This window comes from Mesorhizobium sp. 131-3-5, from assembly GCF_016756575.1.
Taxonomy (GTDB): Bacteria; Pseudomonadota; Alphaproteobacteria; order Rhizobiales; family Rhizobiaceae; genus Mesorhizobium; species Mesorhizobium jarvisii.
The window spans coordinates 4,173,428-4,195,171 of record NZ_AP023254.1 but is presented as its reverse complement, the minus strand read 5'-3'; the positions used below and the strand labels follow the sequence as shown (position 1 = coordinate 4,195,171).

Here is a 21,744-nt window from a genome sequence, read left to right as displayed (position 1 = left end):
CTCAATAAAACCGGTAATCCTGCGCGATCTCGTCGCCGAGCCGGGTGTTGTCGCGAATGAACCCGGCAAGGAACTCATGCAGGCCTGCGTCGAATATATCCTTGATCGACCCGGCCCTCAGCATGGCTTGCGTTTTCTCCGCCGTCGCGTGGCAGGCATGACGTTCGCCGTAATCGTCGCCGAGGAACTTCAGGTGCTCGGACAAGAAGCGGTAGCAGAAGGTCAGCGAACGCGGCATGCGCACGTTGAGGATCAGGTAGTCGGCGATGTTGGTCGGCTTGTAGTCCGCATCATAGACCCAGCGGTAGGAACGATGCGCCGACACCGAGCGCAGGATCGATTCCCATTGATAATTGTCGAGTGTCGAGCCGACCCAGGAGATCGACGGCAACAGCACGTAGTACTTCACGTCGAGGATGCGCGCCGTGTTGTCGGCGCGCTCGACATAGGTGCCGAGCTGCGAGAAGTCGAAAATCTCGTTGCGCAGCATGGTGCCGTAGAACGAGCCGCGGATCAGCGCCGTCTCGCGCTTGATGGCATCGAGCACGCTTGGCAGGTCGCGCTCGTCTATTGGCCTCGCCAGCATCCGCTTTAGTGACATCCAGGCTTCGTTGATGCTTTCCCAAGTCTCGCGCGTCAGTGCCGTGCGCACCATGCGGGCATTGTTGCGGGCCGTTTCGATCGACGACATGGTGCTCGACGGATTCGAGGTGTCGCGCAAAAGGAAATCAGCGACATCGGCGGCCGTATAGTCCGAATACTTCTGCTTGAAGGCGACGTCGGAGCCGGCGCTGAGCAGCACGGAATTCCATTCCTCCGACGCGCTTTGCGTGCGGGTCAGCGCCATGCGCAGGCCGGCATCGACCAGCCGCGCCATGTTTTCGGCCCGCTCGATATAGCGGTTCATCCAGTAGAGCCCGTTGGCGGTGCGGCCGAGAAGCATGGGGAGGCCCTTCGGGTTAGTGAGTAGGGAATAGTGAGTAGTCCGTAGTAAATAGTTGAATTTCAATGAAATATGGCATGCGCTTCCCTCGACAGCTGACTACTCACTACTGACTATTCCCTACTCACTCATTTCAATCATCCAACACCCAGGTATCTTTCGTGCCGCCGCCCTGCGACGAGTTCACGACCAGAGAGCCTTCCTTCAAAGCCACGCGCGTCAGGCCGCCGGGCACGATCTGGATGCGGTCGGAAACCAGCACGTAGGGCCTGAGGTCGACGTGGCGCGGCGCCAGTCCCTTGTCGGTCAGGATCGGGCAGGTCGACAGCGCCAGTGTCGGCTGGGCGATATAATTGGAAGGCTTCGCCGCCAGTTTCTTGGCGAAGGCCTCGCACTCTTTCTTGGTCGCCGCCGGTCCGACCAGCATGCCGTAGCCGCCGGAGCCGTGCACTTCCTTGATCACCAGTTCGTGGATGTGCTCGAGCACATATTTCAGGCTGTCCGGCTCCGAACAGCGCCAGGTCGGGATGTTGCCGAGGATCGCCTTGCGGCCGGTGTAGAATTCGACGATCTCGGGCATGTAGGAATAGATCGCCTTGTCGTCGGCGATACCTGTTCCCGGCGCATTGGCGATGGTGATGTTGCCGGCGCGATAGACATCCATGATGCCGGGTATGCCGAGGGCCGAATCCGGCCGGAAGGTCAGCGGGTCCAGGAAGGAATCGTCGACGCGGCGGTAGAGCACGTCGATCTGCTTGTAGCCCTCGGTCGTGCGCATCGCGACATGGCCGTCGACGACCCGGAGATCCTGGCCCTCGACCAGTTGCACGCCCATCTGGTCGGCAAGGAAGGCATGCTCGAAATAGGCGGAATTGAAACTGCCGGGCGTCAGCACGGCAATGGTCGGCGCGCCCTTGGTGGTTTGCGGCCGAACCGCCGCGAGCGACTGGCGCAGCAGTTGCGGGTAGTTCTCCACCGGCCGCACCTTGATCTTCTGAAACAGCTCGGGGAACAGCTGCATCATCGTCTCGCGGTTCTCCAGCATGTAGGAGACACCGGACGGGGTGCGCGCATTGTCCTCCAGCACGTAGAACTCGTCCTCGCTGATGCGCACGATATCGACGCCGATGATGTGTGTGTAGACGCCGGCCGGAGGCCGCACCCCAATCATCTCCGGTAGAAACGCTTCGTTCTTGGCGATCAGGTCCCTGGGAACGCGGCCGGCGCGCAGGATCTCCTGGCGATGGTAAATGTCGTCGAGGAAGGCGTTCAGCGCCTGCACGCGCTGCTCGATGCCTTGCGTCAGGCGCCGCCACTCATTGCCTGAAATGATGCGTGGAACGATGTCGAAGGGGATCAGCCGCTCGGAGGCTTCCTGCTCGCCATAGACGGCGAAGGTGATACCGGTCTTGCGGAAGACGCGTTCGGCGTCCTGCATCTTCTCGGTAAGTCTGGCTGGATCCTGCTCCTTCAGCCAGCGATCATAAGCCGAATACGGTCTTCTCAATCCGGAAACTTCCGGAAGCATTTCATCGAACGCTGCCAATCGCATACTCCCCTGTGACGCCATTTCACTGGCGTCGCCGAAGAAAATCAAGCGCAATCGGTGATTTGGGAGATGCGGACGATCAGTATGTTGCGGCTGCCTAAAATTGAGGCAGTCGAAATACGACCTTGATCAGGCTTTGCCTCGTGCCCGGGCAAATGCATTTCCGGCTAGAAGGCGCGGAAGGTGACGACCGTAAACGTGTCCTTGATGCCGGGGAGAATCTGCACCTTCTCGTTGACGAAATGGCCGACGTCTTCCTCGTCATCGACATAGAATTTGGCGAGCAGGTCGTAATTGCCGGCGGTGGAATAGATTTCCGAAGCGATCTCGGCATCGGCAAGCGCGCTGGCAACCTCATAGGATTTGCCTAACTCGCATTTGATCTGCACGAAAAACGCCTTCATGGCTTCGTCCCGCTAAACGTCCAAGTCCAAGCGGCCCTTCTGGCAGACTGGAGGCGGCCTTTCAAGCACTGGAATCCGCACTTAGCCGGCGCGGCCCCTGGCCACGGCCTCGCGCATCTCCGCAACAGGCATGACATTCCGGTGGCGAATATTCGCAATCGGTGAAACCGGGATGCACCGCCAAGCGTATGTTATCGTGCATCTTCGGACATCATTTTTTGAGGGATTATTCCGAGGAACAACGGAGACAGGCCATGCGCCGCGCTTTTTTCGCATTCGCAGTCATTCCATTCCTCTTCATATCCTCGGCCTTTGCCGGCGATGCCGAAATCAAGGCAGGCCAGGCCGTCATCGATGGTCAGTTGAAGGCGCTGCTGGCCGATGACGGCGCCAAGGCCTACAGCTTCGCCGCCCCGAACGTGAAGCAGGTGTTCCCGACCGTCGATGCCTTCATGAACATGGTGACCAATGGCTACCCGCCGGTGCGCAAGCCACAATCCTATGCCTTCGGCAAGGTCGAGCAGACAGGTCCGGGCTCGATTATCCAGCAGGTGCTGATCGTCGGACCCGACGGCAAGGATTACGAGGCGGTCTATACGCTGCAGCAGCAGCCCGACGGCACGTTCCAGATCACCGGCTGCAGCCTGCGCGCATCCAACTCGCTAAGCACCTGAGGTTCTACAGGACCGGTATATCGCCCCTCGCCCAGCCCTCTGATATCTCGGCTCCACGCGCCTCGAAGGAGCCGGTCTCGATCGCGGCGCGAATGTCCTGCATCAACTTCTGATAGTAGGACAGGTTGTTCCAGGTGAGCAGCATAGCGCCCAGCGCCTCCTGCGAGCGCACCAGATGGTGCAGATAGGCGCGCGAATAATCGCGCGCCGCGGGACAATCGCTTTCCTCGTCCAGCGGGCGCGGGTCGTCGGCATGGCGAGCGTTGCGCAGATTGACCTTGCCGCGCCTGGTGTAGGCCAGGCCGTGCCGGCCGGCTCGCGTCGGCATCACGCAGTCGAACATATCGATGCCGCGCGCCACCGATTTCAGGATATCGTCAGGCGTGCCGACACCCATGAGATAGCGTGGCTTGTCCGCGGGCAGTTCGGGACAGGTGATGTCGAGCATTTCGAGCATCACCGCTTGCGGCTCGCCGACCGCCAGGCCGCCAACCGCATAGCCCTTCAGCTCCATCGCGCTCAGCGCCTGCGCCGAACGCACTCGAAGTGCTGCATTGTCACCGCCCTGAACGATGCCGAACATCGCCTTGCCCGGCTGGTCGCCGAATGCCGTCTTGCAGCGCTCGGCCCAGCGCAGCGACAGTTCCATGGCGCGCTCGATCTCCTTCAGCTCGGCCGGCAGTGCCGTGCATTCGTCGAGTTGCATCTGGATGTCGGAATCGAGCAGGCCCTGGATCTCGATCGAGCGCTCCGGCGACATTTCGTAGGGCGCGCCATCGATATGCGAGCGGAAGGTGACACCCTTTTCGGTCAGTTTCCTGAGCTTCGACAGCGACATCACCTGGAAACCGCCGCTGTCAGTCAGGATCGGATGCGGCCAGCGGGCGAATTCATGCAATCCGCCAAGCCGCGCGACACGCTCGGCGCCAGGCCGCAGCATCAGGTGATAGGTGTTGCCCAGGATGATGTCAGCGCCGACGCCACGCACCTGGTCCATATACATGGTCTTGACGGTGCCGCCGGTGCCGACCGGCATGAAGGCGGGCGTGCGGATTTCGCCGCGCGGCATGTCGATGACACCGCGCCGCGCCTTGCCGTCGATGGCAAGGACCTTGAAGCTGAACGGCTTAGCCATTGAATTCCTTGTCGTGGATCGGCGCGTCAGGCGCCTGTCTGTCGAGCGACTGCCTATATTGGATGCAGCCGCGCATGAATCTAGGCCAGGGCGGAACGGCGATCGACGGCTCGGTCATTTCAGGCAGCAGATCCCACAGATCGGGGTGATGCCAGCAGAGATCATGGCCTGACGTGTCGCGATGCGCGCGAATGCCGGCGCGCAGTTTCTTCACCTCGGCAATCAGGGCATCGCGATCAAGGGTCTGCAGGTCATCATCCATCGCTCATCTCCGCTCGATACAGCAGGCTTGCGTCTCCATAGGAGTAAAACCTGTAGCGGTTCGCGATGGCATGCGCATAGGCGGCGCGCATCGTATCGAGGCCGCTGAAGGCCGAAACCAACATGAACAGCGTCGAGCGCGGCAAGTGGAAATTGGTCATCAGCATGTCGGCGGTGCGAAAGCGATAGCCGGGCGTGATGAAGATGTCGGTCGGACCCGACCACGCAGGCACCGTATCGTCCTCGCGCGCCGCACTCTCCAGCAGGCGTAGCGAGGTCGTGCCGACGGCGATGATGCGCCCGCCCCTCGCCTTGGCCGCGTTCAGCGCATTGGCTGTTTCCCGGCTGACCGAACCGATCTCGGCATGCATCTTGTGGTCGGCGGTGTCGTCGGCCTTGACCGGCAGGAACGTCCCGGCGCCGACATGCAAGGTCACGAAGTGGCGCTCGACGCCTTTGGCGTCAAGAGCCGCAAAAAGCTCCGGCGTGAAATGCAGGCCGGCGGTGGGCGCGGCAACCGCTCCTTCCTCCCTTGCATAAATCGTCTGGTAGTCGGCACGGTCGCGCTCGTCATCATCACGCTTCGAGGCGATGTAGGGCGGCAGCGGAATGTGGCCGACGGTATGCAGCGCCTCGTCGAGGAACGGCCCCGACAGGTCGAAGCCAAGCAAGGCCTCGCCGCCCTCGCCCTTCTCGATCACCGTGGCATCGAGTTGGCCGAGGAAGCAGGAATTGCCGTCATGGCCGAAATGGATGCGGTCGCCGGCGGCAATGCGCTTACCCGGCCGCATGAAGGCGAGCCACCGGTCCGGCGCCACGCGCATATGCAGCGTGGCCTCGACTTGCGCCTGTGCATCGCCGCGCCGCCTTATGCCTTTGAGCTGCGCCGGAATGACCTTGGTGTCGTTGAACACCAGCACGTCGCCGGCTCTGAGCAGGGATGGCAGGTCGCCGACTGTGCGGTCATCAAGCGCCTCCCCCGGTCTGACCACGAGCATCTTGGCGCTGTCGCGTGGCTCGGTGGGGCGAAGCGCGATACGCTCCTCCGGCAGGTCGAAGTCGAAGAGATCAACGCGCATCAGTAGAGCCGGATAAGCAGCGCTCCGGCCAAGAGCAGCACCGCGCCGGCGACACGGCCGAGCGAAATTTCACGCACCGCGACACCGAGGAAGCCGATTCGGTCGATGAGCATGCCGGCGAGCAACTGGCCGGCCACCAGGAACGCCATCAGCGCAGCGGCGCCGATGCGCGGCGTCAGGATTGTGGAGAGAGTGACATAGAAGCCGCCGAGCATGCCGCCGACAACGAACAGCCAGGGCGCCGGCGCCTTCCAGTCGAGCGAAATGCTTTGTAGCTTCATCACCGTAACGGCGATGATGCCGAGCACGATCGCGCCAGACAGAAACGAGAATGCAGCCGCCGCGACCGGGAGACCCAGGCCGCGCGCCAGCTGCGAATTGATCGGTGCCTGAATGGCAATGAAGGCGCCGGACAGGATGCCGAGAAGCGACCAGACGACGCCCATCATTGTCGTTTCGCCTTACTTGACGTCGGCCGCGACCTTCAGCGACACGATCTTGTCGGGATCGACGACCGGCTCGCCGCGCTTGATCTTGTCGACATTGTCCATGCCTTCGATGACCTGGCCCCAGACCGTGTACTGGCGGTTGAGGAAGGCGGCATCGTCGAAGCAGATGAAGAACTGCGAATTGGCCGAGTTCGGGTTCTGTGAACGGGCCATCGAGCAGGTGCCGCGGCCGTGGTTGGCGTTGGAGAACTCAGCCTTCAGGTCCGGCTTGTCCGAGCCGCCCATGCCCGCGCGCGACGGCGCGAAGGTGGGCTTCGAGGAATTGCCGAACTTCACGTCGCCGGTCTGCGCCATGAAGCCATCGATGACGCGGTGGAAAACCACGCCGTCATAGGCGCCTTCCCTGGCCAGTTCCTTGATGCGGGAGACATGGCCGGGGGCCAGATCGGGGAAAAGTTCGATGACGACCTTGCCCTTGGTCGTTTCCATGATGAGCGCGTTCTCGCGGTCCTTGATTTCGGCCATGTCAGATATCCTTTTGAGAAAACAGAAATTACTTGTCGGCGGCGATGCGCACCTTGATCATCCGGTCGGGGTCAGAGACCGTACCATTGTCCGCCTCGTCACCCTTCTTGATGTGGTCCACCAGTTCCATGCCGCTGACGACATTGCCGACGATGGTGTACTGGCCGTCGAGCGGCGGCGCCGGCGCGAACATGATGAAGAATTGCGAATTGGCGGAGTTCGGATCTTGCGAGCGGGCCATGCCGACCACGCCGCGCTTATAATGCTCGGTCTGCGAGAATTCGGCCGGCAGGTCAGGCAGGTCCGAACCGCCGGTGCCGACGGCCTGGGAGTTGAACCCCTTCTTCATGTTGCCGAACTTGACGTCGCCGGTCTGCGCCATGAAGCCGTCGATGACGCGGTGGAAAGCGACATTGTCATAGGCATGGTCACGCACGAGCTTCTTGATCTGCGCGACATGCTTGGGCGCCAGATCGGGCCGCAACGCGATGGTCACGTCGCCGTCCTTCAGCGTGATGATCATGGTGTTTTCGGGATCGGCGGCATAGGCCGAGACCGAGGCGGTCACAAGACCGGCAAGCACGACGAGGAACGAGGCGAGCCTTTTGAGCTGCATGAGGATTTTCTCCGGGCTTATTTCGCGAATTTTGCGGTGAGCGCGCCAGCAACAGCCGCCGGCACGAAGGGGCGTATGTCGCCGCCCATCGAGGCTATCTGGCGCACAAGTGTGGCGGTAATGGTGCGCACGGACGGGCTGGCGGGCAGAAAAACCGTCTGCAGCTCGGGCGCCATGGTTTCGTTCATGCCGGCCATCTGCATTTCGTAGTCAAGATCGGTGCCGTCGCGCAGGCCGCGGATCATGATCGAGGCGCCCTGCTTCCTGGCTGCCTCGATCACCAGCCCGTCGAAGGCAACGACCTTGATGCGAGCGCCATCGCGGCCGAATTCGGCCTTCGTGGCGGCTTCGATGAGTTGCACCCGCTCCTCGAAGGAAAACAATGGCTTCTTGCCCAGATGAATGCCGATCGCGGCATAGACGATGTCGGCCACGGCCAGCGACGCCTTCAGCACATCGAGATGGCCGTTGGTCAGCGGGTCGAAGGAGCCTGCGTAAAGTGCGGTGCGTTCAGTCATGGCAGGTGCTTCTAATGCATGATCCCAAAAAGTGGAAACCGGTTTTTGGAAAAGATCATGCTCAAATGAAAGCTAGAGCCTGTTCCACCTTCAGTCCACCAAGATGGAGCAGGCTCTAGCGAGCCTCTCTCGCAAAGGCAAATCCGATCGGCGCGGAGCGCATGAACCTTTTCCAGCACATGAACGACAGATGAACACGCTGATCACGAAGCCTTCACGCAGCGTTCACTAGGTTGCACCTTAATAAGATGAAACCAAAATCCCATCTATCCGTTTTAAGGCGCAGGAGAACACGCAAATGCTGATCTACATGCTCGCCACCGCAATGACAGTCGCCATGCTGATCGCCACCGTATTCGGGCTGCATCAGGAGGCGCAACGCATCCGCGTCAAGGCAACCACCAAGCGCTTCGAAGGCTTCGGCCCCCGCAAGCCGTATCGTCACTACTAAGTCAGTTCTGGACTTGCTGCCGCGCCGGCCGATGGGCCGGCGTTGCTATGTCTGGACTTACTCAGCGCCGTCTGGACCAGCGTCCGTCCCGGGAGCAGACTCCGCACCGCCCTCCATGGTCTCTTCGCTTTCCTCGTCCGATTGCGGCTCGGAAATCCGCTCGACCGAAACCACCTTCTCACCCTCGGCGGTATTGAAGATGGTCACGCCCTTTGTGGCGCGGCTGGCGAAACGGATGCCGTTGACCGGCACCCGGATGACCGTGCCGCCATCCGACACGAGCATGATCTGATCGTCATTGCCGACCGGGAAGGTCGCCACCAGCTGGCCGATCTCGGCCGTCTTCGACACGTCGGTGGCGCGGATGCCCTTGCCGCCGCGCCCAGTCAGGCGGAAATCGTAGGACGACGAGCGCTTGCCGTAGCCATACTCCGTTACCGTCAGCACGTACTGCTCATGCGCCTTGAGGAACTCGTAGCGCTCGTCGGAAAGCTCAGCCTCCTCGCCGACCTCTTCATTGGTCAGCGCGATCTCTTCCTCCTCACCGGCCACGATGCCAGCGGCAGCCCGCCGTTCAGCCGCGGCTCGCTTGAGATAGGCGGCGCGTTCGGCGGGCGGCGCATCGACATGCTCGATCACCGACATAGAGATGATGCGGTCGGTCTCGGCCATGGTGATGCCGCGCACGCCGACGGAATTGCGACTCTGGAAGACGCGAACATCGCCGACCGAGAAGCGGATGCACTGGCCGGAGCTGGCGGTCAAAAGCACGTCGTCATTGTCGGTGCAGGTCTCGACGCCGAGGATTTCGTCGCCTTCCTCCTCCAGCTTCATGGCGATCTTGCCATTGCGGTTGACCTGGACGAAATCGGACAGCTTGTTGCGGCGCACGGTGCCGCGCGTGGTGGCGAACATCACGTCGAGTTCGCCCCAGCTGGTCTCGTCCTCGGGCAGCGGCATGATGGTGGTGATGCGCTCGCCCTGCTCGAGCGGCAGCATGTTGATCAGCGCCTTGCCGCGCGACTGCGGGTTGCCGATCGGCAGCCGCCAGACCTTTTCCTTGTAGACGATGCCGCGCGAGGAGAAGAACAGCACCGGCGTGTGCGTGTTGGCCACGAACAGCCTTGTGACAAAATCTTCTTCCTTGGTCGACATGCCGGAGCGGCCCTTGCCGCCGCGGCGCTGCGCCCGGTAGAGCGACAGCGGCACGCGCTTGATATAGCCGGAATGGCTCACCGTCACGACCATGTCCTCGCGCTGGATCAGGTCCTCGTCTTCCATATCCGCGCCGCCGTCGGTGAGCTCGGTGCGGCGTGGCGTGCCGAACTCGTCGCGCACGGCGGCAAGCTCGTCCTTGACGATCTGCTGGACACGCGCCCGGGACGACAAAATGTCCAGATAATCAACGATTTCGGCGCCGATCGTGTTCAACTCGTCGGCGATCTCGTCGCGGCCGAGCGCGGTCAGGCGCTGCAGACGCAGTTCGAGGATGGCGCGCGCCTGTTCCTCGGACAGATTGTAGGTGCCGTCCTCATTGATGCGGTGGCGCGGATCGTCGATCAAAAGGATCAGCGATTCGACATCACCCGCGGGCCAGCGTCGCTCCATCAACTGCTCGCGCGCCGTCTGCGGATCCGGCGCGGTGCGGATCAGCTTGATGACCTCGTCGATATTGGCGACGGCGATGGCAAGACCCACCAACACATGGGCGCGGTCGCGCGCCTTGCGCAGCAGGAATTTCGTCCGCCTTGTGATGACCTCTTCGCGGAAGGAGACGAACGCCTTCAGCATGTCGGTCAGGGTCAGCAGTTCCGGCTTGCCGCCATTCAGCGCCACCATATTGGCGCCGAAAGAGGTCTGCAGCGGGGTGAAGCGGTAAAGCTGGTTGAGGATGACGTCGGCGACGGCGTCGCGCTTCAGCTCGATAACGACGCGATAGCCCTGGCGGTCGCTTTCGTCGCGGATGTCGGAAATGCCTTCGATGCGCTTGTCGCGCACCAGTTCCGCCATCTTCTCGATCATCGAGGCCTTGTTCACCTGGTAGGGGACCTCGGTGATGATGATCGATTCACGGTCATTGCCGCGCTGTTCGATGTTGACCTTGCCGCGCATGACGATCGAGCCACGGCCCGTAGAATAGGCGCTGTAGATGCCGGAGCGGCCAAGCACGATGCCGCCGGTCGGGAAATCGGGGCCAGGAATGATCTCCATCAGCGCCGGCAGGTCGATCGCCGGATTGTCGATGATGGCGATGGCGCCGTTGCAGACTTCTCCCAGATTGTGCGGCGGGATGTTGGTGGCCATGCCGACGGCGATGCCGCCGGAGCCGTTGACCAGCAGATTGGGAAAGCGAGCCGGCAGAACCTTCGGTTCGGTGTCCGAGGCATCATAAGTCTCCTGGAAATCGACCGTGTCCTTGTCGATGTCCTCCAGAAGCTCATGCGCGACCTTGGTCAGCCGCGATTCGGTGTAGCGCATGGCCGCCGGCGGGTCGCCGTCGATCGAGCCGAAATTGCCCTGCCCGTCGATCAGCGGCACGCGCAGCGACCAGTCCTGCGCCATGCGCACCAAGGCGTCATAGATCGAGGCGTCGCCATGCGGATGGTATTTACCCATCACGTCGGCGACCGGGCGGGCCGACTTCACATATTTGCGGTTCCAGTGGTAACCGCTCTCATGCGCTGCATAGAGAATGCGGCGATGCACGGGCTTCAGGCCGTCGCGCACATCAGGCAGCGCACGGCTGACGATCACGCTCATGGCGTAAGAAAGATAGGAGCTCTGCATCTCCTCGATGATGGAGATCGGCTCGATGCCGGTGGGGCCGCCGTCGGCGCCGCGCGGTGTCTTTTGGTCGGTCAAATCGGATCACAATCTAATCAGGAATCACTGACCGCTTATATAGGAAGCAAGGCCGAAACTCCAATGTCCGCGGCACTTTTCCAGTGTCATTTTTGGTGGTAATTTCAAAAGGATACCACTGATTGCGACGATATGGCCACAACGCTTTTCGCCGCCACAAGGCAAAAGCCGGCAATGGACCAACTTTCCCACGCGAAAGCCGCAAGCGCCATGAGTTGGCGCCGGTGGCTGCCTTTGCAGGCGCTGAGCGGCTGGCAGCTCCGGGATCTCAATGGTGATCTGATCGCCGGCCTGACATTGGCGGCGATCGCCATTCCCGAGCAGATGGCAACGGCCCGGCTCGGCGGCTTTGCCCCCGAAATCGGTTTTTTCGCTTTTGTCGCCGGTTCGGTGGCGTTTGCCCTGTTCGGCGCCAATCGTCACCTCTCGGTTGGCGCGGATTCGACCATCACGCCGCTGTTCGCCGGCAGCCTAGCGCTGCTCGCCACATCCGGCTCGCCGCATTATCTGGCACTGGCGGCCATGCTGGCGTTGATGGTCGGGCTGATCGTAACCTTGAGCGGCGTCTTTCGCCTCGGCTGGATCGCCGATCTCCTGTCGGTGCCGGTTACGACAGGTTTTTTGGCCGGCATCGCAGTCCATATCATCGTCTCACAGATGCCCGGACTGCTCGGCCTGCCTGCCGAGAGTGGAGAAACCTTGCGGCGTGTCGGCGAGATTGCCGGCAATCTCCATCTCACCAATCCCTGGAGCCTGGGGCTCGGCCTCGGCGTGTTCGCGATCGTGTTCTGTTCGGAACGGATCAGCGCCCGCATCCCAGGCGCCCTGATCGGCATGGTGCTTGCCACGATTGCGGTCGTCGTCTTCGGCCTCAGGAATCACGGCGTCGAGGTGCTTGGCGCTCTGCCAAACGGCCTGCCGGGCGCCTATTTGCCGGTGACGAGCCTCGGCGATGTGCAAGCGCTCGTTCCGCTGGCGCTGCTGATCGCCATTGTCGTCATGGTGCAGACGGCCGCCACCTCGCGGTCCTTCGCCTCGCAACAGGACGCCTCGCCCAACGTCAACCGCGATTTCGTCGGCGTCGGCGCCGGCAGCATTTTGTCGAGCCTGTTCGGCGCCTTTGCCGTCAATGCCAGCCCGCCGCGTACAGCCATCGTCTCCCAGTCGGGTGGCCGCTCTCAACTGTCCGGCCTCACTGCCGCGGCCATCGTGCTGGCGCTCGGTGCCTTTGGCGGCGCCCTGCTCGCCAATGTTCCGCAGGCCGCCTTGGCCGGCGTCCTGATGTTCGTTGCCCAGCACATATTGCGCTGGAAGGTGTTCGCCGGCGTCTATCGACAAGCGCCGGTCGAATTCGTGTTGATCCTGGTCACCATGGCGGCAATCGTCGTGTTGCCGATCGCAACCGGCGTGGCGGTGGGCATCGGCCTGTCGCTGCTGCATGGCATATGGAGCGCGACGCGCACGGAGCCTATCGAGCTCGAACAGGTGCCGGGCACGTCCGTCTGGTGGCCTCCGGCCAAGCCCAGCGCTGGCGAACAACTCCCGGGAGTGCTGGTCGCGGCCTTCCAGGCGCCACTGTCCTTCGTCAATGCCGATCGCTTCAAGCGCGGCGTTTGCGACCTTGTCGATGCCAGGGACGAAACCGTGAAACTGGTCGTGCTGGAGGCCAGCAACATCGTCGAAATCGACTACACCGCCGCGCAGGCCCTGATCGACACCATCCTTCATTGCCGCAAGGCGGGCGCGGTCTTTGCCATAGCGCGGCTGGAATCGCTGCGCGCCCAGGCGGCGCTGGCGCGGTTCGGCGTTGCTGAAATGGTGGGCCCGCAACGTATATTCCACAGCGTCGACGCGGCGATCAAATCACTTAGTCCGGGAAAACAGCAGCAGCAAGGACAGGATGGAGTGTCATGATCGACCCGCGAGAACCCATTGTCACGCCGGTTCCCGTCGAGGAATTGAGGCCGACGCAGATAACGGTCGGCATGCGGGAAGTTGCGTTGAAGCGCCAGATGATCCGGGAGCAGGACGCCAAGAAGAAGACCGGCGCTTTTCTCGGCAAACACATGGTGCCGGTCGTGTTGGGTCCCAAGAATCGCAACTACGTCACCGATCACCATCACCTCGCTCGCGCCCTGCTCGAGGAAGGCGTCAAGGACGTGCTTGTGACCGTGATCAGCGACCTGTCCGCGCTCGACAAGGACACGTTTCTTTTCGTGCTCGATAACAGAGGCTGGATGCACCCGTTCGACGAGAGCGGCCGGCGCCGCGATTACTCGGCTATTCCCAAGACAATCGGCGAACTGATCGATGATCCTTACCGGAGCATGGCAGGCGAACTGCGCCGGATGGGCGGCTTTGCCAAGGACACGACGCCGTTCAGCGAATTCATCTGGGCGGATTTCCTCCGTCGGCGCATCGATCGCAACGCGGTTGCGAAGAACTTCGACAAGGCGATGAAAGAGGCACTCAGCCTGGCCAAGGGCAAGGACGCGGACTATCTGCCGGGCTGGTGCGGCCCGACCTCGGACTGAGCCTGCCTCGGCCTAATGCATGTCGCCCAAAAGTGACCTCGGTTTTGGGAGAACGACATGCATAAAAACAAAACCTAAAGCGCGTCTCGACGCGCTTTAGGTGCGCGTATGACGATGCGGCCCGATCGGCTGGCGCGATAATCGCCCGGCGTCTGACCCATGACCCGTCGAAACCGGCGGTTGAACGTCGACAGGTCGTTGAAGCCGGCGTCGAAGGCGATCGCCGAGATCGCGTCGGCGGACAGGCGCAGCCGCAATGCCGCACGGTGCAGGCGGGTCTTCAGCAGGAACTGGTAGGGCGTCATGCCGGCGACCTGCCGGAAAATGCGCAAGAAATGATAGGGACTGGTCGCCGTCTCATCCGCCAGTGTCGACAGCGAAACCGGCCCGTCGGCATCCAGTTCGATCCGCCGCACGGCGTCGGCCACCCGTTTCTGATCGCGACGGCTAGGTCCGCGCCTAGTGGATGTGGCGCCGGAAACCGTGGCCACAGCCGCGGCGGCAATGCGCAGGGAAAGTTCCTCGAAGGCACCCTTGTCGGCCATTTCGCGCGCGGCCTCCGCCTCGGCCAGCAAAGGCGCCAGGGCGGGCAAGGGCGGCAGGCGCGGCGCTTCGAAGGCAAGCGTGCTCGCGCCCGGCACACCGGCGATGATCCGTTCCATGTAGACAGGCTTGAAATGGAACGAGAGACAGCGGTCGCCGCTGCCATGTTCGTGCCCGCATTCATAGCAGGTGCCGGAATTGCCGAGCAGCAGCGCGCCGGGCGCCATCATGCCCGTTCCCTGCTGCGCGCGGTAGCGGAACGTGCCGCTGGTGACCGCCGCGATACAGAAATCCCGATGGGCCTCCTCGAACGGCCGGTCGCCCGCGCCGGCCGTGCAGATCACATCCGCCACATGCCAGCCGGGTCCGGATGCGAGAGTGCGGGTCGTCGCTGCCATGGCCGAAATATAGCAATTTTTCCCAAGCCCAGAACCCCGTCAGCGCCTACTCCTCGCGGTCTCCTGACAGAAAGAGACCGCAGTCATGTTTGACCCCTTTGCCGAAGCCCTGCACAGTCCCGGTCCGATCGGCGGGCTTGCCGAAAAACTGGACCTTTACGGCCGCTTCGTCGGCGCCTGGACTTTCGACGCCTCGCGCCACCTCGAGGATGGCACCGTGCTGACCGGGCGTGGCGAGGTGCATTTCGGCTGGGTGCTCGAGGGCCGCGCCATCCAGGACGTCTGGATCCTGCCCGCACGGAACATCGGTTCCCAGCCGTCCCTCGGCAAGTGGACGTTCTACGGCACGACGCTTCGGATCTATGATCCCGGCGCGGACGCCTGGCACATTTTCTGGAGCGATCCGCGCAATCAATATTTCAGCCGCCAGCTCGGCCGGGCCGAGGGCGACGCGATTGTGCAGGTCGGCGCCGACGGCACCGGTTCCTCGGTGCGCTGGAGCTTTTCGCGGATCACCGAAGATTCCTTCCGCTGGCTCGGCGAGCGCTCGCACGACAATGGCGCGACATGGCGGCTGGAGGTCGAGTTCCTGGCGCGGCGCGTTGCAACAGTCTGAACCAGCAACCTCTTGTAACGATAGGGAAAACCATGTTCGATCATATCTCGATCGGCATCCGCGACGCCATTTCCTGATTGTACGCATGAGAAATCCCTTCCGCCCGGCCCGCGCGGGCAGATTCCATGTCGAACTTTTCAGAAGTGGCGAGCTGGCTTGGCCGGCCCAATTGTGAAAAAGAAACTGCTGAGACGACGCGCGTATTGAATCGGCGACGGGCGACGATATAGGGTCGCCCAAGGCTGGGTTTTTCTCCAATGGCCAAGAACGCCGAGATTGAAATTCTGCGCGCGATCTCCATCCTCATGGTGATCACTGCGCACGTTCCGTTCATACTGGCTTGGGAATCGGCGTATTGGTGGCCTGTATTCAGGGTAGCTAATTTTTGGGCTGGCGTGGATATCTTCTTCGCGATATCGGGATTTGTGGTCACTGCCACGCTACTGCGCCATATCCGGTCTGAAACGCCCCTCATCGCCTTGAAGTCGTTTTGGATCCGGCGTTTCTTTCGTCTCGCCCCGCTTTCCTGGATGACCTTGGCTCTCTCGATAGTGTTGGCCGCCACCTGGAACGGGTTCGGCTTTTTCGGCAGCCCGCAGAACAATTTCTACGACGCCGTGGCGGTTGTGATCTACGTCCAGAACTGGCACTTTTTCCAATGCCTGTCAGCCGGCTGGAAGACATGCGGCATCAACCTTCATTTTTGGTCGCTGTCCTTGGAAGAACAGTTCTATATCACCCTTCCGCTGGTGTTCATCTTCTCGCGTAAATGGCTTGCAGCGATCTGTGCTCTCCTCATCGTCATCCAGTTTCCGCTTTACCGACCCAACACCTCATGGCTTTGGATCACGCGGACCGATGCCATCTCATGGGGCGTCCTGATCGCGCTGTTTTCGCAGCATGCCGACTATTGGCGACTGGCTCCCACCATCTTTCGCCACCGCCACATCGGTCTTCTCTTCGCGGCGCTCGCCATCACCGCCATTTGTTTCTTGTCGGGCGGACTGATCGTTTCGTTCTATGTCGGGTTGATAGCTCTGCTGGCTGGCTCTCTGGTCTGGATCGCCTCTTATGATCGAGGCTACCTGTTCCGAAACGCGGAAAACCAACGTCTGCTGCTTTGGATCGGTAAGCGCTCCTACGCCATCTACCTTTTCCACTCCATAGCCTTCAGGCTGGTCAAAGAGGGCAGCGCCCGCTACGCCGGCAGTGCGGAAGCCATCCGGAACTCGGCGCATTCCGTCGTTATTCTCGCGGGGGGGCTCATCCTCACCGCCGCCATCGCCGAGATCGCGTGCCGCCTCATCGAAGCCCCATTCCAGACAAAGGGACGAGCCATGGCGCAGCGGATAGTTGCGCCAACGACTGTTGCCGTCCCGACTTAATTTCAGGGCCTAACGGCCGCACCGTTGTTATCGCCGATTGGCCGGCATCGGAGGAATCTGTCTGCCTTGGCGACCCGGACGGCTATCGCCTGGAGGCCTATTGCAGCGCTGCCGGCTAACCCTGTTGAGCTCCGCAGTTTCGCAGTCAAGACAGTTCCCACCGACCGGGCTTTGCTCTACCAATGCGAAGCGGGCTCGGCCCGGCGGGAGGGTCAGCGATGCCCAGTTTCGACAGCCTGTTCAATGCCTTCGTCACCATTCTCGTGACCATCGATCCGCCGGGGCTAGCGCCGCTGTTCCTCGCCGTGACGCGCGGCATGAACCGCGAGGAGCGCCAGCAGGTTTCGGTCCGCGCCTCGGTCATCGGCTTCCTGGTGATGGCGCTGTTCGCGGTTGCCGGCGCCTCGATCCTGTCGGTGTTCGGCATCACGCTGCCGGCATTCCGGGTCGCCGGCGGTTTCCTGCTGTTCTTCATCGCCTTCGAAATGGTCTTCGAGCGGCGACAGGACCGCAAGGAGAAGATCGGCGACGTCGCCATCACCAAGGACATGATCCACAACATCGCCGCCTTCCCGCTGGCGATCCCGCTGATCGCCGGCCCCGGGGCGATTTCGGCGACGGTGCTGCTCTCCGGCTCGTTTCAGGGCTTTGCCGCGCAGGCAGCACTTGTCGGCATTATCTTCGTCTGCCTCGCCATCACCTATCTGGTGTTCGTGCTGTCGGAACGCATCGACCGCATCCTCGGCCAGACCGGCCGCTCGATCCTGACCCGCCTGCTCGGCGTCATCCTGGCCGCACTGGCGGTGCAGTTCGTGGCCGACGGCATCAAGGCTCTGATGGCGGGGTGAGGTTGAGAATGGCTGTCGATCCCAGGATTGTCGAACTTGAGTTGGCATTGCTGAAGGCGCCAACCCGCTCTGATCCGCGTTTTCTTGACGCCGTTCTCGACGACCGCATGATCGAGTTCGGCAAATCCGGTTTCGAATATGACAAACGATCGATCCTGGCGGCGCTGACGGATTCGAAGGAACAGCCAGCGCCCGACGATCATTTGGAGATGACCGATATCAGAGCGGTTCAACTGGCTCCGGAGGTCGTGCTTCTCACCTATCGCCTGCGACCCAGAGCAGAAAGCGCAGTCGCGTCGTTACGCAGTTCTATCTGGAAACATTGTGACGGGAATTGGCGACTGGTGTTCCACCAGGGAACTCGTGCAGCTTCGACAGCCTCATGAGTCAGGCAGGTGATTCCAGGTAAGTGCCGCCTGCCCTACTTCGCCGCCGTATCAATCACTTCAAAATCATGCGTGATCGTGGCCGTCTTGGCCATCATGGCGGAGGCCGAGCAGTATTTTTCGATCGAAAGATTGATCGCGCGCTGAACCTTGTCGGACGACAACGCGCGGCCTCTGACGATGAAATGCATGTGGATGCGGGTGAACACCTTTGGGTCGGTCTCGGCCCGATCGGCGTCGAGTTCGACGATGCAGTCCTCGACCGCCTCGCGACCCTTTTCCAGTATATGAACGACATCATAGGCCGAGCAGCCGCCGGTGCCGATCAGCACCAGCTCCATCGGGCTCGGACCCGGCGTCTTGCCTTCAGGGCCAGGTGCCGTTCCCAGCACCACCTTGTGGCCGCTGCCGGACTCGCCGATGAAGGTGCGCTCTTCGACCCACTTTATCCGTGCCTTCACCGCCCTGTCCTTTCAGTCCTTTGATCCCAAATCAACAATGCAAAACCCCGAAAGTCCATGCGGGACCCTCGGGGCGTATCGATCACACAACGTCGGCCGTTTGGTTGCTTTCGATCAGAAGGGGATCTCGTCGTCCAGCTCGCGCGACGAACCGCCGCCACCGCCGCCCCTGGGTGCGCTGCCGCCACGGTTGAAGCTTTCGTTCGGGCCGGACTGGCCGAAATCGGAACCGCGGCTGCTGCCGCCGGAATAACCACCGACCTGGCCGCCCTCACCCTGGCGCCCGTCGAGCATCTGCAGTTCGCCGCGGAATCTCTGCAGCACGACTTCCGTCGTGTACTTGTCAGCGCCGGTCTGGTCCTGCCATTTGCGCGTCTGCAGCTGGCCCTCGACATAGACCTTCATGCCCTTCTTCAGATACTGCTCGGCCACCTTGGCGATGCCCTCATTGAAGATGACGACATTGTGCCACTCGGTCTTTTCCTTGCGCTCGCCGGAATTCTTGTCGCGCCAGCTTTCCGACGTGGCGATACGGATGTTGACGACCGGCTCGCCCGAGTTCAGGCGGCGGATTTCAGGGTCCGCGCCGAGATTGCCGACCAGAATGACCTTATTGACGCTACCCGCCATGATTTTTCTCCGCGCTCATCCGAGAAACAAATTTTTGTCGCAGCACCTTACAGGCTACGAACGTCAGCCGCCTGCTAAGGCTGGCTTTTCCCACAAGGTTTTTGTTCCCTTTTCGTTCCTATATGCACTGCTGCTGATTGTCAAGGAATGGCAACAATGCCCGAGCCCATCATATGGGATTCAAAACAGCGCTTGCCAAATCAATAAGTATCGACTTATGCTTTTGTCATGATCGAAGCAGAAATTTTCCGCGCTTTGGCCGACCCGACGCGCCGCGCCGTCTTCGAGCGCCTCGCCGCAGCTGAGATGAGCGTGTCGGAATTGCGCAGCGGCCTGACGGTTTCGCAGCCGGCAGTGTCGCAGCATCTGGCGGTGCTGCGTGGCGCCGGCCTGGTGATCGAGCGGCGGGCCGGCCGCAACGCCTATTATCGTGCCGATCCGCAGGGGCTTGCCCCCTTGCTCTCCTGGATCGAGCGCTACCGAACCTTCTGGCCGGAGCGCATCGAAAGGCTGAAGACGGTTTTGAAGGACATGGATCAATGACGAGCGTGGGATCAATGAACGCAGGAAACCAGAGCGAAGCGACCCCGGATGTGCTCGAGTTCGAATACGACCTTGCCGAACCGCCGGAAAAAGTATGGCGGGCGCTGACCGTGCCTGAACTGCTCGCCGCCTGGATGATGCCGAACGATATCAAGCCTGAGACCGGCAGTCGTTTTGCCTTCGCCGGGCGGGATACTGCCATCGAATGCGAAATCCTCGACGCCGAGCCGGAGCGCTTGCTGCGCTATTCCTGGCGTGAGCAGCCGGGCGACGCTGGGGATCCTTTCGACAGTGTCGTCACCTTCACGCTCGCCCGCACCGTTTCCGGCGGTACGCATCTGCGCATCGTCCATGACGGTTTTACAGGGAAAGCGATGCCTGCCGTCGCCATGGCCGGCGCCGGCTGCCGGCTCTCGCTTGGATTGCAAGGGCGCGCAAAGCCTGTCGCCGCGAACATACCGAACACCCTGCTGCTCGCAGCCTGAACACGGAAATCGGAGACGAAAAATGAGTGGTCTTGCCAGTCTGGTGCCGATGGTGATCGAGCAATCGAGCCGCGGTGAACGCGCCTTCGACATTTTCTCGCGGCTGCTGCGCGAGCGCATCATCTTCCAATGGCGAGATCAACGACGATGTCTCGGCGCTGGTTTGCGCGCAGCTTTTGTCATTGGAGTCAGATAATCCCGACAAGGAGATATCGCTCTACATCAACTCGCCGGGCGGCGTGGTGACCAGCGGTTTCGCCATCTACGACACGATGCAGTACGTCAGTTGCCCGGTATCGACCGTGTGCATGGGGTTCGCCGCCTCGATGGGCTCGTTCCTGCTGATGGCGGGCACGCCGGGGCGCCGCGTCGCGCTGCCGAACGCCACCGTTCTGCTGCATCAGCCGTTGGGTGGCTTCCAGGGCCAGGCTTCCGACATCCAGCGCCATGCCGAGCGGATCGGCAAGACCAAACAGCGCATGGCCGAACTCTACGCGCAGCATTGCGGCCGCAGCTATGAGGAGGTCGAACGCACGCTCGACCGCGACCATTTCATGACCGCTCGCGAGGCCCAGGCATGGGGCATTGTCGACCATGTCTTCGACACCCGCAAAAAGGCGGCATGAGGCTGATTTTGGTCATCAATTAAATGCAGATGCACTAAATGCAGAAAATAGTTTTTATCACCTATCAATGAATTCGGCGCTATTGAATCCGTTGAATTATCAACAGGGGCATAAATGCCAAAGCCTAACGATCCAAACAAACGAGCATTACGCGCTATATTAGCTATAGCAGGAATATGCATGGCATTTTTCTTGCTAGTTAATGTTCCCGGAGGGTATGGATGTCTGGCGCGTGGCGGCGACGTGCGAATCGAAGGTATATCCATTCGCTGCTACATGGATTTTAGCAACTGGCAACCAGGCCAGCCAGCACGCCCTGTGTCAGACTAATATAGAAATTTGAAGACCTTGAAGCCTGATCATCACATTGAAGGCTGACGGCGTCGCATCCATTTCGCCGCCGCTGGTCTGGTTTCGCAATGAGCGCCGCACTATAGTCATGCCATGCGCTACCGCCTGAACAGACTCATGACAGCCATTGCGATCACCGCCGCGACGTCCGGCGGGGCTTTTGCCGCGGACAATACCTCCCAGGCACAGAAAGGCGCCCTGCCCGGCGTGAACGGTGATTATCGCATCGCCAAGCCGGCTCCCCAGCCGGAACCCGACGATGCGTTCCCCAGCAACGGCAACGGCACGTTCAAGATCGGCGATACCGATGTCAGGATTTCCGGCACCATCACGGTCGATATGGCCACGGGCGGGTTTAAGCCCCCAAGGTGAGCAGCCCCTCCGCTGGGCCAGTTCAGCCATTTCCTCAAACGAACAGCCCCGCCGTGCCTTAGGCAAACGGACGGGGCTTTTCTGGATCTCAAATCCATAT

The 21,744-nt window shown here is 61.4% G+C and carries 25 protein-coding genes and 1 pseudogene; 12 read left to right on the top strand and 14 right to left on the bottom strand.

The features are described 5' to 3' along the window. Position 1: 1 nt before the first annotated feature. The 3 genes from JG747_RS20395 to JG747_RS20385 all read right to left on the bottom strand — a co-directional run bounded on the left by JG747_RS20395 (position 2) and on the right by JG747_RS20385 (position 2,896). Positions 2 to 943, bottom strand: a complete 942-nt coding sequence (locus JG747_RS20395) for an alpha-E domain-containing protein (RefSeq protein ID WP_038646939.1) — start codon at positions 941 to 943, stop codon at positions 2 to 4. Between the two features lie 133 nt (positions 944 to 1,076). Further along, positions 1,077 to 2,489 carry a circularly permuted type 2 ATP-grasp protein gene (locus JG747_RS20390; protein WP_027046863.1) on the bottom strand — a complete coding sequence of 471 codons (1,413 nt, stop codon included), beginning with the start codon at positions 2,487 to 2,489 and terminating at the stop codon, positions 1,077 to 1,079. A 170-nt stretch (positions 2,490 to 2,659) separates the two neighbouring features. Then, positions 2,660 to 2,896, bottom strand: coding sequence for an Lrp/AsnC family transcriptional regulator (locus JG747_RS20385; RefSeq protein ID WP_010909609.1), 237 nt, complete (start codon positions 2,894 to 2,896; stop codon positions 2,660 to 2,662). A 254-nt stretch (positions 2,897 to 3,150) separates the two neighbouring features. Here JG747_RS20385 and JG747_RS20380 point away from each other — a divergent pair, with 254 nt between their 5' ends. Beyond that, positions 3,151 to 3,570, top strand: coding sequence for a DUF4864 domain-containing protein (locus JG747_RS20380; protein ID WP_027046864.1), 420 nt, complete (start codon positions 3,151 to 3,153; stop codon positions 3,568 to 3,570). A 4-nt stretch (positions 3,571 to 3,574) separates the two neighbouring features. Here JG747_RS20380 and tgt read toward each other — a convergent pair whose 3' ends face one another. From tgt to coaD, 7 genes are all read right to left on the bottom strand, one after another. Further along, entirely contained in the window at positions 3,575 to 4,705 is a 1,131-nt protein-coding gene (tgt, locus tag JG747_RS20375; protein WP_019858278.1) for a tRNA guanosine(34) transglycosylase Tgt, read from the bottom strand. Further along, positions 4,698 to 4,967: a hypothetical protein gene (locus JG747_RS20370; protein ID WP_202359899.1), complete on the bottom strand. Its 270-nt coding sequence runs from the start codon at positions 4,965 to 4,967 to the stop codon at positions 4,698 to 4,700. The genes tgt and JG747_RS20370 overlap by 8 nt, the downstream gene beginning before the upstream one ends. Then, complete coding sequence (gene queA / locus JG747_RS20365; RefSeq protein WP_019858279.1) at positions 4,960 to 6,045, bottom strand: tRNA preQ1(34) S-adenosylmethionine ribosyltransferase-isomerase QueA; 1,086 nt, start codon at positions 6,043 to 6,045, stop codon at positions 4,960 to 4,962. Before queA ends, JG747_RS20370 begins: the two co-directional genes overlap by 8 nt. Further along, complete coding sequence (locus JG747_RS20360; RefSeq protein WP_019858280.1) at positions 6,045 to 6,494, bottom strand: DMT family transporter; 450 nt, start codon at positions 6,492 to 6,494, stop codon at positions 6,045 to 6,047. Before JG747_RS20360 ends, queA begins: the two co-directional genes overlap by 1 nt. 12 nt (positions 6,495 to 6,506) lie before the next feature. After that, entirely contained in the window at positions 6,507 to 7,019 is a 513-nt protein-coding gene (locus JG747_RS20355; protein WP_019858281.1) for a peptidylprolyl isomerase, read from the bottom strand. Between the two features lie 28 nt (positions 7,020 to 7,047). Continuing rightward, the gene (locus JG747_RS20350) at positions 7,048 to 7,542 is read right to left on the bottom strand and encodes a peptidylprolyl isomerase (RefSeq protein ID WP_010909616.1); all 495 of its coding nucleotides are present in this window, start codon (positions 7,540 to 7,542) and stop codon (positions 7,048 to 7,050) included. A gap of 110 nt (positions 7,543 to 7,652) precedes the next feature. Further along, positions 7,653 to 8,153 carry a pantetheine-phosphate adenylyltransferase gene (gene coaD, locus JG747_RS20345; protein WP_202359898.1) on the bottom strand — a complete coding sequence of 167 codons (501 nt, stop codon included), beginning with the start codon at positions 8,151 to 8,153 and terminating at the stop codon, positions 7,653 to 7,655. Positions 8,154 to 8,451: 298 nt separating this feature from the next. On the opposite strand from coaD, the gene JG747_RS20340 reads away from it, so the two are divergent. Beyond that, positions 8,452 to 8,604, top strand: a complete 153-nt coding sequence (locus JG747_RS20340) for a hypothetical protein (protein WP_019858284.1) — start codon at positions 8,452 to 8,454, stop codon at positions 8,602 to 8,604. Positions 8,605 to 8,661: 57 nt separating this feature from the next. Here JG747_RS20340 and gyrA read toward each other — a convergent pair whose 3' ends face one another. After that, positions 8,662 to 11,466: a DNA gyrase subunit A gene (gyrA, locus tag JG747_RS20335; RefSeq protein ID WP_202359897.1), complete on the bottom strand. Its 2,805-nt coding sequence runs from the start codon at positions 11,464 to 11,466 to the stop codon at positions 8,662 to 8,664. Between the two features lie 174 nt (positions 11,467 to 11,640). On the opposite strand from gyrA, the gene JG747_RS20330 reads away from it, so the two are divergent. Both JG747_RS20330 and JG747_RS20325 read left to right on the top strand, forming a co-directional pair. Then, positions 11,641 to 13,380 (top strand): SulP family inorganic anion transporter, encoded by a 1,740-nt coding sequence (locus tag JG747_RS20330; RefSeq protein ID WP_244748162.1) that lies wholly within the window; start codon positions 11,641 to 11,643, stop codon positions 13,378 to 13,380. Next, positions 13,377 to 14,000, top strand: coding sequence for a ParB-like protein (locus tag JG747_RS20325; RefSeq protein ID WP_010909621.1), 624 nt, complete (start codon positions 13,377 to 13,379; stop codon positions 13,998 to 14,000). Before JG747_RS20330 ends, JG747_RS20325 begins: the two co-directional genes overlap by 4 nt. Positions 14,001 to 14,074: 74 nt before the next feature. Here the strand turns inward: JG747_RS20325 and JG747_RS20320 are convergent, their stop codons facing one another. Further along, a complete protein-coding gene (locus JG747_RS20320; RefSeq protein ID WP_019858287.1) occupies positions 14,075 to 14,941 on the bottom strand; it encodes a helix-turn-helix transcriptional regulator in 867 nt (288 codons plus the stop codon). Positions 14,942 to 15,026: 85 nt separating this feature from the next. Between JG747_RS20320 and JG747_RS20315 the strand changes: the two genes are divergently transcribed. The 4 genes from JG747_RS20315 to JG747_RS20300 all read left to right on the top strand — a co-directional run bounded on the left by JG747_RS20315 (position 15,027) and on the right by JG747_RS20300 (position 18,176). Continuing rightward, entirely contained in the window at positions 15,027 to 15,557 is a 531-nt protein-coding gene (locus JG747_RS20315) for a hypothetical protein (protein ID WP_202359896.1), read from the top strand. 257 nt (positions 15,558 to 15,814) lie between these two features. Further along, positions 15,815 to 16,942: an acyltransferase family protein gene (locus JG747_RS20310; RefSeq protein WP_032920586.1), complete on the top strand. Its 1,128-nt coding sequence runs from the start codon at positions 15,815 to 15,817 to the stop codon at positions 16,940 to 16,942. A gap of 218 nt (positions 16,943 to 17,160) precedes the next feature. Continuing rightward, positions 17,161 to 17,790 carry a MarC family protein gene (locus JG747_RS20305; RefSeq protein ID WP_010909625.1) on the top strand — a complete coding sequence of 210 codons (630 nt, stop codon included), beginning with the start codon at positions 17,161 to 17,163 and terminating at the stop codon, positions 17,788 to 17,790. Positions 17,791 to 17,798: 8 nt separating this feature from the next. Then, positions 17,799 to 18,176, top strand: coding sequence for a nuclear transport factor 2 family protein (locus JG747_RS20300; protein WP_202359895.1), 378 nt, complete (start codon positions 17,799 to 17,801; stop codon positions 18,174 to 18,176). Positions 18,177 to 18,211: 35 nt separating this feature from the next. Here the strand turns inward: JG747_RS20300 and JG747_RS20295 are convergent, their stop codons facing one another. Continuing rightward, on the bottom strand, positions 18,212 to 18,637 hold the full coding sequence (locus tag JG747_RS20295) for an OsmC family protein (RefSeq protein ID WP_019858295.1): 426 nt from the start codon (positions 18,635 to 18,637) through the stop codon (positions 18,212 to 18,214). A 114-nt stretch (positions 18,638 to 18,751) separates the two neighbouring features. Next, positions 18,752 to 19,267 (bottom strand): single-stranded DNA-binding protein, encoded by a 516-nt coding sequence (locus JG747_RS20290; protein WP_019858296.1) that lies wholly within the window; start codon positions 19,265 to 19,267, stop codon positions 18,752 to 18,754. A 228-nt stretch (positions 19,268 to 19,495) separates the two neighbouring features. On the opposite strand from JG747_RS20290, the gene JG747_RS20285 reads away from it, so the two are divergent. The 4 genes and pseudogenes from JG747_RS20285 (at position 19,496) to JG747_RS20270 (ending at position 21,644) form a co-directional block, all read left to right on the top strand. Continuing rightward, complete coding sequence (locus tag JG747_RS20285) at positions 19,496 to 19,810, top strand: ArsR/SmtB family transcription factor (protein WP_019858297.1); 315 nt, start codon at positions 19,496 to 19,498, stop codon at positions 19,808 to 19,810. A gap of 14 nt (positions 19,811 to 19,824) precedes the next feature. Beyond that, a complete protein-coding gene (locus JG747_RS20280) occupies positions 19,825 to 20,295 on the top strand; it encodes an SRPBCC family protein (protein WP_244748161.1) in 471 nt (156 codons plus the stop codon). Positions 20,296 to 20,317: 22 nt separating this feature from the next. After that, a pseudogene (locus JG747_RS20275) lies at positions 20,318 to 20,921 on the top strand (ATP-dependent Clp protease proteolytic subunit). Positions 20,922 to 21,389: 468 nt separating this feature from the next. Beyond that, entirely contained in the window at positions 21,390 to 21,644 is a 255-nt protein-coding gene (locus tag JG747_RS20270) for a hypothetical protein (RefSeq protein ID WP_223217726.1), read from the top strand. The last annotated feature ends 100 nt before the right edge of the window (positions 21,645 to 21,744 follow it).

What these genes read in the sequence shown, in the direction of transcription:
- JG747_RS20325 (WP_010909621.1), top strand. Translation starts at nt 13,377, where the DNA reads ATGATCGACCCGCGAGAACCCATTGTCACGCCGGTTCCCGTCGAGGAA.
- JG747_RS20360 (WP_019858280.1), bottom strand. Translation starts at nt 6,494, where the DNA reads ATGATGGGCGTCGTCTGGTCGCTTCTCGGCATCCTGTCCGGCGCCTTC.
- JG747_RS20380 (WP_027046864.1), top strand. Translation starts at nt 3,151, where the DNA reads ATGCGCCGCGCTTTTTTCGCATTCGCAGTCATTCCATTCCTCTTCATA.
- JG747_RS20330 (WP_244748162.1), top strand. Translation starts at nt 11,641, where the DNA reads ATGGACCAACTTTCCCACGCGAAAGCCGCAAGCGCCATGAGTTGGCGC.
- JG747_RS20355 (WP_019858281.1), bottom strand. Translation starts at nt 7,019, where the DNA reads ATGGCCGAAATCAAGGACCGCGAGAACGCGCTCATCATGGAAACGACC.
- JG747_RS20310 (WP_032920586.1), top strand. Translation starts at nt 15,815, where the DNA reads ATGGCCAAGAACGCCGAGATTGAAATTCTGCGCGCGATCTCCATCCTC.
- JG747_RS20270 (WP_223217726.1), top strand. Translation starts at nt 21,390, where the DNA reads ATGACAGCCATTGCGATCACCGCCGCGACGTCCGGCGGGGCTTTTGCC.
- JG747_RS20290 (WP_019858296.1), bottom strand. Translation starts at nt 19,267, where the DNA reads ATGGCGGGTAGCGTCAATAAGGTCATTCTGGTCGGCAATCTCGGCGCG.
- JG747_RS20315 (WP_202359896.1), top strand. Translation starts at nt 15,027, where the DNA reads ATGTTTGACCCCTTTGCCGAAGCCCTGCACAGTCCCGGTCCGATCGGC.
- JG747_RS20395 (WP_038646939.1), bottom strand. Translation starts at nt 943, where the DNA reads ATGCTTCTCGGCCGCACCGCCAACGGGCTCTACTGGATGAACCGCTAT.
- coaD (WP_202359898.1), bottom strand. Translation starts at nt 8,153, where the DNA reads ATGACTGAACGCACCGCACTTTACGCAGGCTCCTTCGACCCGCTGACC.
- queA (WP_019858279.1), bottom strand. Translation starts at nt 6,045, where the DNA reads ATGCGCGTTGATCTCTTCGACTTCGACCTGCCGGAGGAGCGTATCGCG.
- JG747_RS20305 (WP_010909625.1), top strand. Translation starts at nt 17,161, where the DNA reads ATGCCCAGTTTCGACAGCCTGTTCAATGCCTTCGTCACCATTCTCGTG.
- JG747_RS20340 (WP_019858284.1), top strand. Translation starts at nt 8,452, where the DNA reads ATGCTGATCTACATGCTCGCCACCGCAATGACAGTCGCCATGCTGATC.
- JG747_RS20280 (WP_244748161.1), top strand. Translation starts at nt 19,825, where the DNA reads ATGAACGCAGGAAACCAGAGCGAAGCGACCCCGGATGTGCTCGAGTTC.
- JG747_RS20320 (WP_019858287.1), bottom strand. Translation starts at nt 14,941, where the DNA reads ATGGCAGCGACGACCCGCACTCTCGCATCCGGACCCGGCTGGCATGTG.
- JG747_RS20350 (WP_010909616.1), bottom strand. Translation starts at nt 7,542, where the DNA reads ATGATCATCACGCTGAAGGACGGCGACGTGACCATCGCGTTGCGGCCC.
- JG747_RS20300 (WP_202359895.1), top strand. Translation starts at nt 17,799, where the DNA reads ATGGCTGTCGATCCCAGGATTGTCGAACTTGAGTTGGCATTGCTGAAG.
- tgt (WP_019858278.1), bottom strand. Translation starts at nt 4,705, where the DNA reads ATGGCTAAGCCGTTCAGCTTCAAGGTCCTTGCCATCGACGGCAAGGCG.
- JG747_RS20370 (WP_202359899.1), bottom strand. Translation starts at nt 4,967, where the DNA reads ATGGATGATGACCTGCAGACCCTTGATCGCGATGCCCTGATTGCCGAG.
- JG747_RS20285 (WP_019858297.1), top strand. Translation starts at nt 19,496, where the DNA reads ATGATCGAAGCAGAAATTTTCCGCGCTTTGGCCGACCCGACGCGCCGC.
- JG747_RS20385 (WP_010909609.1), bottom strand. Translation starts at nt 2,896, where the DNA reads ATGAAGGCGTTTTTCGTGCAGATCAAATGCGAGTTAGGCAAATCCTAT.